The organism is Bacillus sp. 5mfcol3.1, from assembly GCF_900114335.1.
Taxonomy (GTDB): Bacteria; Bacillota; Bacilli; order Bacillales; family Bacillaceae_G; genus Bacillus_A; species Bacillus_A thuringiensis_S.
This window is the reverse complement of sequence record NZ_FOST01000001.1, coordinates 1,161,235-1,175,009: the sequence shown is the minus strand read 5'-3', so window position 1 is coordinate 1,175,009 and position 13,775 is coordinate 1,161,235. Positions and strand designations below refer to the sequence as shown.

Sequence of the window (13,775 nt, the reverse complement as noted above, 5' to 3'; positions counted from 1 at the left end):
AAGTTATACTTGGTGTGTTCATTCATGATACAACATAATATGACCGCATCCACAACAATGTTTCGCTGTAATTTCTTGAAACACTGGATAATTTTCTTCATCCCTATGCTCAATAAATACTTTTTCAAACCGATACATGTTTGGTGCATATGCCCAATCTTGTTTCGTACGTGCATATAATGTTGAGGAAAAAAACTCCTCACCACCGCAAACGATACATGTGTTCTTCATCGCTATCCCTCCTATGCTTGTCTTACTTCATCTATATGAACATAAGCATAAAAAAAAGACCTTCTATTACTAGAAAGTCTTCTCTGAAACAAAAAGAAATGTACCAAACATTCCTACTCCGCTATATTCTTTTGAAACACCAGCTTCTGTTTTAAATGTTTGCTTTACAGTCATAAAGAATACACCATTTCGTGCATCTGTACTTTCAAATTGTAGTTTTTCTTTTTTACCATCTACATTTTGCGTGCATTCAAAACTACTCTCATTACAATTCAACGCATACTTATCCTCTACATACACTTTAAAATCTGATTCTTTCGGACAAGTTATAAGTAATATTGCCACGAGAATAATACTTACAATACCCACAATTGTATAATATTTCTTCATTTGTACTCCTTTCAAATGACAAGAAAACTTGACTTCATGCGCCAAGTTTTCTTAGTCAACAACCCATTGCCACTCTTGTTCTTTCTTATCAAAAATGAGCCAACCTGTTTCTGTTGCTTCCTCTTTCAATTCATCGATATTATCTAGCACCTCATCCGTACTTTCATACGAACCAACTACATATACCGGAATTTCAAGACCTCTTCTTGACTCAATCTTCCCTGCTAGATCTATGTAAAGACCATCTTCCATTAGTGGAATAAGTCCCATAATCAATTCTTTTGAAATTGCTGGGAAAATTTTTGATTTTTGGAAGAAAGAAAAACGTTTCTTACCGAAAGCACCGAGTTTATACGGAATGACTTTACTTAACATTCCTACAAAATCGGCAATTCTACGATAATACACTTTGTTGTACCATCCGTCATCATGTGAAAAATAAACAAATCTATTTTTCAGTAACGGAAAGAATGTTCTTGCAAGTGGTTCTTTTTTGTGAGCCAAATATAATAATTCTGCAATTTCTTTCGGCTCTAATTCATCTAAATCGCTTGCATCATCAAAATCTACCCAACAAAATTCATCAAATTCATCAATCTCTGCTTGAATTAACTTATGTATATTTTCTTCCTCAACATATTCAAATAAAGTATGATAATGAAAATCCGTCCATTCAAAGTTGTGCTTCAAAAGCAACACTTGATGAAGCGGTGAAGGGATGTTACTCGCAAACTCTTTAAACGTAATTCCTGATGTAATAAAACAATGACCTCGACGATTACCATTAATATATATCATATTCTTTACTTGGTCAGATCCTCCAGACAAAGCACCTAGCCACCTTCGTTTTATATGTTTCAATTCTATAGCATATTTTAACATGAAAAATTTTAGAAACATAGAAAAAACTTCAAAAACTATTTACAATTTCATGTGTTTTATTACATAGTGATTACAAGAAAAAACGCCTGCTCATAAGCAGGCGTTTTTAAAGGATTTCATCTGGGTTTTGAGGATGATGATTTCCCTCTTTCTTTTCTTCTTTTTGGAACATCGATTGAATTTTATCAATTGTTTGTGGAGCTAATTCAATCATTTTTTCTGCTAAATGTGTCGCATTTTGTAGATGAAGAATATTTACTCCATCTTTATTCACCACAAGAAATGCTACTGGTGTAATAGAAACACCACCCGCGCTACCGCCACCAAATGCAGGGTTACCGTTCGCTCTTTGTCCATCATTCGTTTGGAAATCAGAACCTCCTGCTCCAAAACCGAACGCTACTTTAGAAACCGTTAACACCACACCACCGTCAGCCGTTTGAACAGGCTCTCCAACAATCGTATTTACATCAACCATTTCTTTTAAATTTTCCATTGCTGCTTTCATTAACCCTTGAATTGGATGATCCACCGTTCATAACCTCCTTTGTCATATCTTTCCTAGTTTTTCCGAAAGTTTGTGAACTAAACATAAAATTTTATATTGATTTCAAAAAACTTAAGTTGTAATATTTAGAAAAAATAAAAAAGAGGTCGATTCGTTATGATGCGAAAATTAACAAAGAAAGATCATGAACAAGTATTCGCTTACCTAAAAGAAGAAGCAGCCATTAACTTGTTTATTATTGGAGATATTGAAGCTTTCGGTTATGACACAGATTTTCAAGAATTATGGGGAGTATTTAAAGAGAATGGGACATTAAAATCAATTCTACTCCGATTCCACGATTCATTTATACCATATAGTAAAGAAGACTTTGTTACCATTGATTATGAGGCACTTCTTTCCGCATATAAACCGCTTAAACTCTCTGGCAAGTCAACTATTGTAGAAAGGTTTGAAACTTCTCCAAGTCTACAATTAGGCGCCAAAAATGAAATGTATTTTTGCGAATGTCTAAATGACAACAACTTACCTAGCACGCCTATCCAAGAAACAATTAAACTTGCCACACTAGATGATGTAGAGCGAATTATGCAATTAAGAAGTGACATCGCTGAATTTCCGACTACTAATGAATCAGAGAAAATATTAAGGCAGGCTATCGAAACAAATACAGGACGTACATATTATATTGAAAAAGACGGTGCAATCATCGCATCCGCCTCTACTTCCGCTGAAAATTCATTATCTGCTATGGTAGTTGGTGTATGTACACACCCGAATTATCGCGGAAATGGCTACGCTTCACTCATATTACAAAAAATGATTCAAGACTTTACGAAAGAAGGCCGAACACTTTGTTTATTTTATAACAATCCAGCTGCTGGACGAATTTATAAACGACTAGGGTTTAAAGACATTGGGATGTGGACGATGTATCGATAATAATGCATAATACACGCAGGAGAGGCTGCCTATTATAAGTAGCCTCTTCTTAACTAATATCTATTCACATGTACTCCGCTTGCCGTTACTATATGATATACTACGCATTTACTTGTTAACGCTTGTTAATTTTTATAACATAAAAAAACAATTTAAATCTTTTATCTTTTCAACTGAACCAATTAGGAACGCTTTATCGTTATTCTCTTTTCTTATTTAGATATATTTTTCGACTTGCTACTGAAATTTTCCAATAAACAGGAAATCTCAATACATACTCCACCAATAATTAGAGCAACAATAGCTGTTAAAACCTTTTTTCCCATTGGCTGTGGAAAGAAGAAGGGAGAAAAAATAGCACTGCGGTAAAAGTACACATTAAAATACGCCCTTGTTTAAACATGCTTGATTGCTCCTTTTTTCTTTTTCAGATAAAACTATAAGCATAACGTTAAAAGAGGCAACCAGTAGGTCACCTCCCAAGTAAAACGATTAATAATACATGTTACATATTTTCAGCTGTTATTCCATACAATCTATCTCTATTTTGCCCTCTTCTTTTTTCGATTTTTAAATATAATCTCTAACGCTACTACTGTGGTGAATCCTACAGTTAGTTGTAAACCTGTAAACAATAGTTTATCATTTAGAGGAGTATCCGGAACACTCCACAGCAGTATCGGCGGGATAAGTATGCCAATGATTACAAGGGTTCTCATTATTTTCCCCTATCGTATTTTCCAACTAGTCTATAATTCTAATAATTTCTCGCGTAGAACTATTTCACTCTCAGTCATATACCCTCTATGCATTTCCTCTACAATCTTATCGTGATTAAAACATAATACTTTTTCATCCCCTAGATAGCCTATTGGGTAAGGAACACCCACATAATCAAAATCACGTTTATCTGCTGATATGACCATTCTTCCAATAATCATTACAATTTGTTCTATATCTTCTATTTTAACGACTGTTCCAATTGGTAATAGTTTCATTTGTTTATTTCTCCTTTTTTAAGCATCTGTAATAGTTCTAATCCATTTTCATTAAAAATTTGAAAATGGATTCTAAAACAACATTTGAAGTAAATCCTATGAATAATTAAATTGCTGAAAAATTTTTTTCTTGCAACAAAACTTCAAGTGAATTCCGTATTATTATTGGATTACTCCTCCCTTATACCAAACTTTATTTTTGTTTAAATTTTATATATATTCGTCCTACTACTTTATTCGCTCCCAAGGAAATGGCTCCTAAAATTAAAACAAAAATAATAAGAGCCATCTTTTTAGGTAGGCTATATGGCAATAACATAGAAAATATAAGAAGTATCACAACTGCAACATATGTAATATATTTTCCAGCCTTAAATGATTGCATATTAATATGCCCCTCTCTTAATCCTTCAATTTAATGGTACCACCTATCCGATAACCATCTCTAACGTATAATCCCGTTTCTTTTCCTAATTAATAGTGGATTATCCCTATCCTTTTTCAAACTTTATTATTGTTTAAATTTGTTATGTATTCGTCCTACCACTTTATTCGCCCCTAAGGAAATAGCTCCTAAAATTAAAACAAAAATAATAAGAGCCATCTTTTTAGGTAGGCTATATGGCAATAACATAGAAAATATAAGAATAGACGATGTATCGATAATTAAAAGCCGATTTAAAATCGGCTTTTATACATACTCATTTTCTTTTCTCATGCTTTCGCTTCCCTCATTCAGACTATTATACTCACTTCAAAGTCATAATTACCTGTCTTTCAACAAACCCAAACTCTTCGTACATCTCTTTTGCAAAGTTCCCAGTAAATACATTCAACCTAATTTCTGAATACTTCTCCTTCAATTCCTTAATACCAGCTTCCATCAGTTCTCTCGATAATCCTTTCCCGCGATATTCTGGGAAAACGTACAATTCATATATAAATCCAAGTTTTTCACAAGAAAAATAGTCTGTATTTTCCCCTATTAATATCCATCCCATTACTTTATTTTCTTCTTTAATGATTAAATAAAATGCTCCTTTTTCTACAATCGGCTTTGTAATTTCAATCGCTTTCTCGGTACTTAATTGACAATTTCCTCTCGTCCCTTCAAAAAGCGCTTGAGCTGTATGTTTTAATATTTCATTGGTATCTTCTTGATTTGCCTTAATTATCATTTTTCACAACTCCCCTGGAATAATAGGCATTACTATCCCTTGTTCAAGATTCTCCGCCTCCATAACAATTGCCGTTAATCCTTGTTCTGTACTTGTTTCATGGGGCTCTCCCTTCTCCCAAAACACAGCTTGTCCCGCCTCTACCTTTATCTTTTTTTTATTTGCCCCACATACATATCCTGCTCCGTCCACAATAAGAAGCAGTTGAGATACAACTGCTTCATGATAACCGATGATTCCATTCTCTTGTAAACGCATAGCACCGATATGTACATTTCCTTGATGGTTTACTATTTTCGACATTATGAAATTAGATTGAAATACTGATATGTGCTTTCCTACTTTTTCACTAAAATCAAAAATTTTCATTGCTAGTCCTCCTTATACATATAAAACCATCCTTACTGTCTGCATCATATGTCCTTCAAAGTCTTCTTCAAATTGCTCTAATTCAGCAAAACCTTTCGCTTCATAAAAGCGTTTTCCTTTTTCATTTGCTGCTTCTACATGTATGTACAATTTACGTATCCCATTTAATTCCTTAATCCCTCTTTGTAATAAAGCACTTCCGATCCCTTTTCCTTGCTGATCTGGTAACAAATAAATCGCACCTAATTCCGCTTCATTTTGTAGTCTAACAGGTGAAAAGTTAGCAAATCCTATTACTTCTCCCCCTTCTTCCGCAACGAATAAATGTGTATTTTTAAGACGATATTTCATTTTTTCATCAGAATATGCCTCGTCTAAAAAACTGTCTTGAATTTCTCTTGGAATAATGCCTTCATATGTATCATGCCAAGCTATTTTTGCTACTGATTGTACAGCGTGAATGTCTTCTTGCTTCATTTCTCTAATTATATATGTCATCTCGATGTCTCCATTCTCTTTAAATTACATTCTGCTAATATACTAGAAGAAACGGCAGAACCATTTTCATAATTCACCTTAATTAATTTTAACTTTTCAATCGAGGCTGTTGTAACATCAAAATTCTCATATATATACTCCATCGCACTTAAAAACTGAGTTGAATTCAAATGATTCGCAATCGTACAATGCGGAACCCATTTTCCCGGTACGTAATATGAATTTGGATTGTCATGAAAATTTTTAAAATAATCATGATAAGAATGATGAAGTTTTAACAATTCATCGGTAACAATCGGTGCTAGAAAGACCGTTCCATTAGTAGGAAAAATTCCAACAGAAGGAAAAGTTACTGCGTCCATATTTTCTTGAATAGCTACAAACTCCCCTAGTTTCTCCGTATACAAATGAACATCTAACTCATTATAATCCGCAATCGTGATATGAGGTTCTACTCCAGCTAATTGATTTGTTCCCATTATATTCGTTAATTCATTTTGCAGTTCTGTAATTTTATTAGTAAATACACGATCAAATGTAGCAATAATAGCGTACAATCTTTCTCACCCCTTCGTTACACATAGTGCTTCCCATTCTTCACGAATCATTCCCATTCGAATAGAATCATAGTATGTTCCTTTATAATAACGACACTTTCGCATTCTACCTTCTAAGCTCATTCCTATTTTCTCCGCTACTTTCATCATTCGTTCATTGCCAGACCAAGTCGTGATTCCTACTCTACCAATCTCCATTTTTTCAAATAGCAAATCTCTATATAATGTCAATGTTTCTGTACCGTATCCACCATTCCAGTATGTTGGATCATAAATCACAAGCCCCATCTCTAACCAACGCGTCGGTTTATATTCCCAATAAAACCCGACTGTCCCAATGATTTGACCGTTATTTTCTATAATTAAATTTGACAGTGGTTCTTCTTTCAAACGAGTTTGCATCTTCTCTTTATAGGAAGAGTATTCTTGCATTGAGAACGGGAAATATGGCGCATCCCATTTCTTCCATTCTGGGCTTTCTTCTTTAAATATGATATTCCATAATGTTTCTATATCCGATTCTTCTATTGTACGAATTGTAACTTTCTTCCCCTTTAATACAACGTTTTGCATAATTCCCTCCTGCATTCACCTTTATTTCATATATAATTATAATATTTTTTCAGAAAAATCAAAACTAATATCATATATTATATTGTATAATTTTGTTATAAGATACCAATTATTGATTTAGAAAGCTGGTGATTCAATGAATAATCAATTTAGTATTGCTTTATTTCTCACTATTATTACGACAAATATTATTCTATATTTCTTCTTACCATCAAATATTGTTACGAAATGGGACTTCAATGGAACGCCTACATCAACAATGGATAAAAGCACTTTTGTAATCGTAAATATAATTATATGTTCCTTCTTATTCTTTGTATTTTTAGCTTTATCTAAAGCAGCGAGTAACCAGAAATTTCTACATTGGATCGGCAACACAATGTTACTATTCTTATTTTTTGTCGATATTGTCATTGCCCTCATCGCTCTTGGCTTTTCACTTCCTCTTGATCATTTCATATTTTTAGCATTAGGGCTTTTATTTATATTAATAGGTTATTTCAGTTCCAAAATTGATACGACTAAATCAACCGTTTCATTAGAATGGAATGATAAGCACCTCGAAAAAAGAGCTTCAAATATTAGTAGTATTTCAATGATGATAGCAGGTATTTTTTTAGCGATACTTCCTTTTAGCGTTTCTGCTCCCTATAGAGGTTATGGCATACTAGCAATTCTTTTAGGAATGACGCTTATCATTCTACCGAGTACGATTTATTTACTTATTAAAGACAGCAGGCAGTCCACTAATTTAAAAGGTTAATTGAAGTACGAAGGCGCAAAATAGGCAATAAAAAATAGGAGGTTACATCCCTCCTATTTCTGCTCAAGCAAAATGCCTTTCTCTATCCACCCCTCTACACCATCTTTTTTAATTAAATCATATCCTGAACAACTACCATCAATGAGAGAAACGATCTCTCCTTTTCTAACGCTTATTTGCGCACAAGAAATATCAGTTTTCACTGTATATTCACCTGACTCAAGTTGTTTCATGTATTCATTTTTTACAGTGAGTAATTTATTTGTTTCCTTTTGCTTACATATTGTGTAATCTTGCATCTTCTCGATAGGCTCTATGTAATAATACGGATATGTCACTCCGCCCTGCATTTCTGAATTCGCATTAAAATCCGCTATTACTTCGTACCCTGGAAAATAGTCTACATATGTATAAGAAAACGTATCGCCCGTTTGTTTCCTCTGAATGATAAATGCATTTAATTGTCCTGCTTCTTTAATTGCATTTCCTCCATCTATTGCAATAATTTTTTTCTCCTCATCAATAACTGGATTGTTAGACGGTGCTTCTTCAGAATAGTTCACGACAGGCCAATGACCCACTATTACATACTTATTTGCTTTATGTGATTTATTAAAAAACTCTGGCATTGCTATCGCATTTTTGCGCTCTGTTTCTTTCCAATCTACTCAATCTTCTAGCCCGGCATGCACAAAAATATAATCTTCTGTTTCAATCGCTGTCGGTAACTCCGTTAGCCAATGTATTTCTTGTGAAAATTCACTTTGCAATGCTTCTCTCACTTCACGAATTGAAGTGCCTTCATGAACTGAAAAATCCAATTGCTCTAGCCATTCATTAAAAATCGAATGCTTTCTCGTACATAAATAATTAATAAGACGAGGATTTTCATTTAGAAGAGCATCAACTAAAACTTCACAATTTCCTTCAACAACGTGAACCTTTGAATTGTTCTTTACAAGATTCATAACATAGTTTACTACGCCTACGCTATCTCGTCCTTTCTCGCAAAGATCTCCATTAATAATTAAATAATCTTCATCTTTAAAGTTAACTTTATGTAGTGCTTCTTTTAAAAGATTTAATTCTCCATGAATATCAGATATGACGATAACTCTAGCATCATTAGGGATTGATAGTTTCTTTATTTTCTTCAAGTATAAGCGCTCCAATCATTCTCTTTATTAAATTAAAATAATTCGACAAAATACACTATATAACCTTTTCAAATACATATACCATAACTTACAACCTATTTACGGTTTAATAATAACTTAAAAAATAAGAAGAAGCTGTTCCCAACTTTTGCGGGACAACTTCTTCTTATTTTTTATAATTCTTTATGAAAAGAATAACTCACTTTATCATACCCTTCTCTTTCATAAAAACGATGCGCATCAATTCTTGCAAATGCTGATGTGAGGACGATAGATTCACATCCGTTTTCCTTTCCCCAGTTCTCTATATACGAAAGTAATACATTTCCATGTCCTTTTGAACGATGTGCGTCTGCCGTTACAAGGTCATATACGAAAACGTGCTTCTTATTATAAAAGTTCGTACAAATCGCTACACCTGCAAGGCTAACAACTTCATCCTCCTCATTACGCAGCGAAAATAGTTTATAATTTTCTTCTTTCATATTTCGAAATAAAGAGCTTGTTTCCTCTTTTGAAAGTTTCGTTCTTAATTGCTGTAAAACAGGTAATACTTCATGTAATTGCTCTTCTGTTACTACTTCTTTAACATTCATTTTTAACTCTCCTCTAACTATTTATTTAATTTTCTAAATGTTATATCATTATTATAGAAAGTAACTGCCCTTTACTTAAGTGACAGTTTAAGTATTTTTTATAAGGCCAGTTTTAAAGGAGAGTTTTATATGGATTTTACTATCCCATTGCAATTACAAAGTAACACACCTATTTACTTGCAAATTTACGACTATATAAAAGCTGAAATTATACAAGGGAGTATTTCTGTTGGCACACGTCTACCCTCACACAGAAATTTAGCATCACAACTTAATATTAGCCGCATCACTGTTGAATCAGCTTATCAACAATTATTAGCTGAAGGTTATGTAGAAAGTAAACCGAAACGTGGTATTTTTGTAGCAAATTTCGATATTGACGTTATCCCAAATAAAAAACGAAATGCAGCAATGAAGACGAGCAATTTAATAGACGAAAAATTCGAATATGATTGTAGCCAAGGGCTTATTGATCAAAATACATTTCCGATTACAAATTGGAAACGAGCATTACAAGAATCCATACTTACATACGAAAATGCACTATTTGCCAAAGAAGACCCTCAAGGTGAATTCGCTCTTCGAGAGCATATATCAACATATTTATATCATTCTCGCGGTGTACATTCTTCACCTGATCAAATTGTGATCGGTGCCGGAACGCAGCCACTTCTCTGGCTACTACTTCAACTGCTTGGCCCTACAAAAGAATACGGCATTGAAAACCCTGGATTTCACCGTATACACGCAATCATTAAAAGCTGTGATAGACAAATTCATCCCATACCATTGGATGAAAAAGGTATTGATATTTCTAGCTTATATAACACAAATGCCAATGTCGCATACGTAACACCATCACACCAATTTCCACTCGGGATTATTATGCCTTTATCTAGAAGAACAGAATTGTTAAAGTGGGCTAATGATTGCAATGGATACATTATTGAAGATGACTATGACGGTGAGTTTCGCTACGCTGGTAAGCCGATTCCTTCTTTGCAAAGTCTTGATTCAAATGAACGCGTTATTTATATGGGGACTTTCTCAAAATCTTTTTTACCTTCTTTACGAATGGGATATGTTGTTTTACCACCACATCTTTTAAAAACATATCAAGAACTGCATGGAATTTTCAAACAAACAGTCGCTACAATACAACAACTTGCTTTTGCTAACTTTATACAAAGCGGGAATTGGGAACGTCATCTTAACCGGAGTCGTACACTATATAAAAGAAAACATCATGCGTTAGTAAAATCCATTATGAAAGAAATGGGGGCTAATGTTCAAATTCTTGGCGAACAGTCCGGACTTCATATTGTTTTATGTGTCCATAACAGTATGAATGAAAACGAACTGATTGAATCCGCTAAAAAACAAAGCGTTAAATTATACCCGCTTTCTCCATATGATTTCGTGAATGATTTACGTAAGGAATCATACGTATTACTCGGTTTTGGTAGCATTCCAGAAAATAAAATTGAAACGTTGGCTATATTATTGAAAAACGCTTGGTTCCCTAGTTGCAAGGAAACTTGTTAACAGCGGGTTTAACTTGTAACATACTAACAATTCAACAAAATAAAAAAGAAGGCTGTTCCAAAATAACTTTTTGGACAGCCTTCTGCTAGTTATTCACCTGACCTAGCTTTCCTTCCCGGACGTTTCACACCAGTCGTTTCTGTTGAATAAGAAGCTTCAATTATAGCGGTTGGATCTACAGAGAGAACGAGATCTTTCATTTTCGGATAAATGAATCGGTTTGTAATACAATAAATGATTCTCTTATGCTCCCCTAAAAAACCACCTTCTCCATGTAGATACGTAACAGATAGTTGCAATTCTTTCATAAGTAAATCGCCTATTTCTTTATTCTTACCAGAAATAATCATAACGCTCTTACCTTGATTTATACCATCTAATATAAAATCAATCATTTTCGTAACAATATAGAAAATGGCTAATGAGAACATCGCTTGTTCGATTGAAAATAAAATGGCAACAAAGATGAAAATAACTGCATTTACTGCAAGTAAAAATGTACTAATCGGTACATTAAAGTGTTTATTCATCCAAACTGCTAACATTTCCGAACCGTCAATTGCTCCACCCATTTTAACAACAATCCCAACACCAATTCCGAACAGCACTCCACCATAAAGTACAATTAATAACTCAGAAGTCGTAATTGCTGGAAATGGTTTTAAATAAATTAATCCGAGTGTTGTAACTACATTCGCATAAGATGTACGGATAAAAAATTTCTTTCCCATTACTTTTGCAGTAAATAATAAAATTGGGATATTAATTCCTAAGAACACACCATAAAGCGGCAATCCTGCGACTTTATTTGCCATAATAGCAATAGCCGTTACCCCGCCATCTACTAATCCATTAGGTGCTAAAATAAGCTCTAATGAACCTGCTACTATAATTGAGCCAATTGTTAATAATACGTATTCAAATACTTTCTTCATTCATTACCCCCAAAACTTATATATTTTCTTAGTATTATTTTAACGTAATTTTACTACTAATTCAAAGGTATCGATTTATATAAAAAAAAGTTTCACCTTTATCGCTATTTTTATGTAACACGTAATACTAGAAACACACTTACAAATTAAAAGTAAGTGTGTTTCTAACATCTATTTAATCTTTACGTACGGCTTCATTTTTAATTCAAATATTTCCTCAACTGCCCTTTGATATCCACCAGCATTTCTAAGCGACTCTCCCACTTTACGACTATTTTCCTTAAACGTCACATCATCCATTACTTTCTTTACAGTCTCACGTAACAATTCAGAAGTTAACTCGTTACGATTAAGTGTTATGCCTGCCCCTACTTCAGTCAATCGTTTTGCAACGAATGGCTGATCTCCTGTTACCGGAATTACAACTAATGAAACACCGTAATATAACGCTTCACTCGAACTATTCATACCACCATGTGTCACGAATACATCAGCATGCTGTAAAACTTCTAATTGCGGGACATAATTATACAACTTAAAGTTTTTCGGGATATTTTCAAATTGACTTATATTTATCTTCTTACCAACGACTAATACGACTGTCGCATCTACATCTTTAAACGCTTCAAAACATTTTTCATACAAAGCAGGTTGTTCATTAAAAACTGTTCCCATAGAAATGAAAATCACTTTTTCATTTTTTAAATCTTCGGTAGGAAAACTCCCCACTTCTTTTTGAGTAGCAATTGATGGACCTACAAATTTATACGATTCATCAAATAAATCTGAACGCGGCTGATATTCTTTTGAAGTATATACAATCGTAATATCACCAGGATGGTTCATAATATCATACATACTATTACATTTCATTCCATACTGCTTATTCCATCTTTCCATTCCCGCTAAACAAGATTGATATAATGGATTCATTTCGTCTACTTGTCTCGATTCTTGCCCATCATGAAAATTAATGTACTGATTAACAGCAAACGTTGTACAAGATGAAACGCTTGGTAATTGTAAAATATTCGCTATAATACGTCCTACTGGAAAATGATTATCATATATTAAATAATCATATTTTTCCTCTTTTGTTTCTTCTACAATTTGAGTAACAATACGCTCTGATGCTTCAATCATATGAGATAGCATCGTCAAAGGGCTCCCACCTTCATTTACTCGTTCCATAATATTAATTTGAGAGAGAAAATTCTCAAACACTCGGAATTCTGCACCTGTTGCTTCAATCTTCTTTCTATAATCTTCAATACAATACGAAACAACTGTTTCTCCTCGTTGGATTAACTCACTTACAATAGCTAAAGTCGGATTAATATGACCTTCCCCAGGGAAATTTATTACGAGTACATTTGCCATAATATTCTCTCCTATCCAGTCAATCTTATAAAGTTAACAATTAATTATATTAATTAATTTAAGTCTATTATAAATGAATGCATTCTACTTCTTCATGCTTTTCTCTTCATTTTATTATTGAGAAATATTTTCTATAGTCTACATTATTTTGATTCACAATCTTATAAATGAATGCTTAATTTTACTTTTACTCTTCATAGATTTAAAGATATGAGTCTTACATTCAAGTCTTACTACTATACTTTTAGACAATTCACACAAAAATGTAGAAAT

General features: G+C 33.4%; 18 protein-coding genes and 2 pseudogenes. 3 read left to right on the top strand and 17 right to left on the bottom strand.

Annotated elements, in window-relative coordinates:
- Positions 1-18: 18 nt before the first annotated feature.
- The 4 genes from BM089_RS06140 to ytfJ all read right to left on the bottom strand — a co-directional run bounded on the left by BM089_RS06140 (position 19) and on the right by ytfJ (position 2,035).
- Positions 19-231, bottom strand: coding sequence for a hypothetical protein (locus BM089_RS06140; RefSeq protein ID WP_000798747.1), 213 nt, complete (start codon positions 229-231; stop codon positions 19-21).
- Between the two features lie 69 nt (positions 232-300).
- Entirely contained in the window at positions 301-621 is a 321-nt protein-coding gene (locus BM089_RS06135; protein WP_000761184.1) for a hypothetical protein, read from the bottom strand.
- A gap of 51 nt (positions 622-672) precedes the next feature.
- Positions 673-1,449: an oxalate:formate antiporter gene (locus BM089_RS06130; protein ID WP_000014087.1), complete on the bottom strand. Its 777-nt coding sequence runs from the start codon at positions 1,447-1,449 to the stop codon at positions 673-675.
- Between the two features lie 160 nt (positions 1,450-1,609).
- Positions 1,610-2,035 carry a GerW family sporulation protein gene (gene ytfJ / locus BM089_RS06125; RefSeq protein ID WP_000349991.1) on the bottom strand — a complete coding sequence of 142 codons (426 nt, stop codon included), beginning with the start codon at positions 2,033-2,035 and terminating at the stop codon, positions 1,610-1,612.
- Positions 2,036-2,167: 132 nt separating this feature from the next.
- Between ytfJ and BM089_RS06120 the strand changes: the two genes are divergently transcribed.
- Positions 2,168-2,953 carry a GNAT family N-acetyltransferase gene (locus BM089_RS06120; protein WP_000984744.1) on the top strand — a complete coding sequence of 262 codons (786 nt, stop codon included), beginning with the start codon at positions 2,168-2,170 and terminating at the stop codon, positions 2,951-2,953.
- 212 nt (positions 2,954-3,165) lie between these two features.
- On the opposite strand, the pseudogene BM089_RS31865 reads toward BM089_RS06120, so the two are convergent.
- From BM089_RS31865 to BM089_RS06075, 9 genes and pseudogenes are all read right to left on the bottom strand, one after another.
- Positions 3,166-3,356 (bottom strand): annotated as a pseudogene (locus BM089_RS31865) (hypothetical protein).
- A gap of 139 nt (positions 3,357-3,495) precedes the next feature.
- On the bottom strand, positions 3,496-3,672 hold the full coding sequence (locus BM089_RS30980) for a hypothetical protein (RefSeq protein WP_090976284.1): 177 nt from the start codon (positions 3,670-3,672) through the stop codon (positions 3,496-3,498).
- 30 nt (positions 3,673-3,702) lie between these two features.
- Positions 3,703-3,951 carry a DUF4176 domain-containing protein gene (locus tag BM089_RS06110; protein WP_000771614.1) on the bottom strand — a complete coding sequence of 83 codons (249 nt, stop codon included), beginning with the start codon at positions 3,949-3,951 and terminating at the stop codon, positions 3,703-3,705.
- A gap of 193 nt (positions 3,952-4,144) precedes the next feature.
- Positions 4,145-4,336, bottom strand: coding sequence for a hypothetical protein (locus BM089_RS06105; RefSeq protein ID WP_090976282.1), 192 nt, complete (start codon positions 4,334-4,336; stop codon positions 4,145-4,147).
- 364 nt (positions 4,337-4,700) lie between these two features.
- The gene (locus tag BM089_RS06095; RefSeq protein WP_000584233.1) at positions 4,701-5,129 is read right to left on the bottom strand and encodes a GNAT family N-acetyltransferase; all 429 of its coding nucleotides are present in this window, start codon (positions 5,127-5,129) and stop codon (positions 4,701-4,703) included.
- Between the two features lie 3 nt (positions 5,130-5,132).
- Positions 5,133-5,498: a cupin domain-containing protein gene (locus tag BM089_RS06090; protein ID WP_000688071.1), complete on the bottom strand. Its 366-nt coding sequence runs from the start codon at positions 5,496-5,498 to the stop codon at positions 5,133-5,135.
- Positions 5,499-5,510: 12 nt separating this feature from the next.
- The gene (locus tag BM089_RS06085; protein WP_090976280.1) at positions 5,511-5,996 is read right to left on the bottom strand and encodes a GNAT family N-acetyltransferase; all 486 of its coding nucleotides are present in this window, start codon (positions 5,994-5,996) and stop codon (positions 5,511-5,513) included.
- Entirely contained in the window at positions 5,993-6,553 is a 561-nt protein-coding gene (locus BM089_RS06080) for a 2'-5' RNA ligase family protein (RefSeq protein WP_090976278.1), read from the bottom strand. Before BM089_RS06080 ends, BM089_RS06085 begins: the two co-directional genes overlap by 4 nt.
- Before the next feature lie 6 nt (positions 6,554-6,559).
- Positions 6,560-7,126, bottom strand: coding sequence for a GNAT family N-acetyltransferase (locus tag BM089_RS06075; protein ID WP_001181849.1), 567 nt, complete (start codon positions 7,124-7,126; stop codon positions 6,560-6,562).
- A 136-nt stretch (positions 7,127-7,262) separates the two neighbouring features.
- Between BM089_RS06075 and BM089_RS06070 the strand changes: the two genes are divergently transcribed.
- On the top strand, positions 7,263-7,889 hold the full coding sequence (locus tag BM089_RS06070) for a DUF1648 domain-containing protein (RefSeq protein ID WP_053564673.1): 627 nt from the start codon (positions 7,263-7,265) through the stop codon (positions 7,887-7,889).
- 53 nt (positions 7,890-7,942) lie between these two features.
- Here BM089_RS06070 and BM089_RS06065 read toward each other — a convergent pair.
- Together BM089_RS06065 and BM089_RS06060 are read right to left on the bottom strand one after the other, a co-directional pair.
- Positions 7,943-9,046 (bottom strand): annotated as a pseudogene (locus BM089_RS06065) (metallophosphoesterase).
- A gap of 173 nt (positions 9,047-9,219) precedes the next feature.
- Positions 9,220-9,642 carry a GNAT family N-acetyltransferase gene (locus tag BM089_RS06060; protein ID WP_001101119.1) on the bottom strand — a complete coding sequence of 141 codons (423 nt, stop codon included), beginning with the start codon at positions 9,640-9,642 and terminating at the stop codon, positions 9,220-9,222.
- Positions 9,643-9,771: 129 nt separating this feature from the next.
- Between BM089_RS06060 and BM089_RS06055 the strand changes: the two genes are divergently transcribed.
- Positions 9,772-11,187: a MocR-like pyridoxine biosynthesis transcription factor PdxR gene (locus tag BM089_RS06055; protein ID WP_090976276.1), complete on the top strand. Its 1,416-nt coding sequence runs from the start codon at positions 9,772-9,774 to the stop codon at positions 11,185-11,187.
- Between the two features lie 89 nt (positions 11,188-11,276).
- On the opposite strand, the gene BM089_RS06050 is transcribed toward BM089_RS06055, so the two are convergent.
- A complete protein-coding gene (locus tag BM089_RS06050) occupies positions 11,277-12,122 on the bottom strand; it encodes a YitT family protein (protein WP_000755126.1) in 846 nt (281 codons plus the stop codon).
- Between the two features lie 171 nt (positions 12,123-12,293).
- Positions 12,294-13,502 carry a macrolide family glycosyltransferase gene (locus BM089_RS06045; protein WP_090976274.1) on the bottom strand — a complete coding sequence of 403 codons (1,209 nt, stop codon included), beginning with the start codon at positions 13,500-13,502 and terminating at the stop codon, positions 12,294-12,296.
- Between the last annotated feature and the right edge of the window lie 273 nt (positions 13,503-13,775).

Bases quoted from the DNA above. Each gene is read 5' to 3' on its own strand.
- BM089_RS06140 (WP_000798747.1), bottom strand. From the start codon at position 231: ATGAAGAACACATGTATCGTTTGCGGTGGTGAGGAGTTTTTTTCCTCA.
- BM089_RS06135 (WP_000761184.1), bottom strand. From the start codon at position 621: ATGAAGAAATATTATACAATTGTGGGTATTGTAAGTATTATTCTCGTG.
- BM089_RS06120 (WP_000984744.1), top strand. From the start codon at position 2,168: ATGATGCGAAAATTAACAAAGAAAGATCATGAACAAGTATTCGCTTAC.
- BM089_RS30980 (WP_090976284.1), bottom strand. From the start codon at position 3,672: ATGAGAACCCTTGTAATCATTGGCATACTTATCCCGCCGATACTGCTG.
- BM089_RS06110 (WP_000771614.1), bottom strand. From the start codon at position 3,951: ATGAAACTATTACCAATTGGAACAGTCGTTAAAATAGAAGATATAGAA.
- BM089_RS06105 (WP_090976282.1), bottom strand. From the start codon at position 4,336: ATGCAATCATTTAAGGCTGGAAAATATATTACATATGTTGCAGTTGTG.
- BM089_RS06095 (WP_000584233.1), bottom strand. From the start codon at position 5,129: ATGATAATTAAGGCAAATCAAGAAGATACCAATGAAATATTAAAACAT.
- BM089_RS06090 (WP_000688071.1), bottom strand. From the start codon at position 5,498: ATGAAAATTTTTGATTTTAGTGAAAAAGTAGGAAAGCACATATCAGTA.
- BM089_RS06085 (WP_090976280.1), bottom strand. From the start codon at position 5,996: ATGACATATATAATTAGAGAAATGAAGCAAGAAGACATTCACGCTGTA.
- BM089_RS06075 (WP_001181849.1), bottom strand. From the start codon at position 7,126: ATGCAAAACGTTGTATTAAAGGGGAAGAAAGTTACAATTCGTACAATA.
- BM089_RS06070 (WP_053564673.1), top strand. From the start codon at position 7,263: ATGAATAATCAATTTAGTATTGCTTTATTTCTCACTATTATTACGACA.
- BM089_RS06060 (WP_001101119.1), bottom strand. From the start codon at position 9,642: ATGAATGTTAAAGAAGTAGTAACAGAAGAGCAATTACATGAAGTATTA.
- BM089_RS06055 (WP_090976276.1), top strand. From the start codon at position 9,772: ATGGATTTTACTATCCCATTGCAATTACAAAGTAACACACCTATTTAC.
- BM089_RS06050 (WP_000755126.1), bottom strand. From the start codon at position 12,122: ATGAAGAAAGTATTTGAATACGTATTATTAACAATTGGCTCAATTATA.
- BM089_RS06045 (WP_090976274.1), bottom strand. From the start codon at position 13,502: ATGGCAAATGTACTCGTAATAAATTTCCCTGGGGAAGGTCATATTAAT.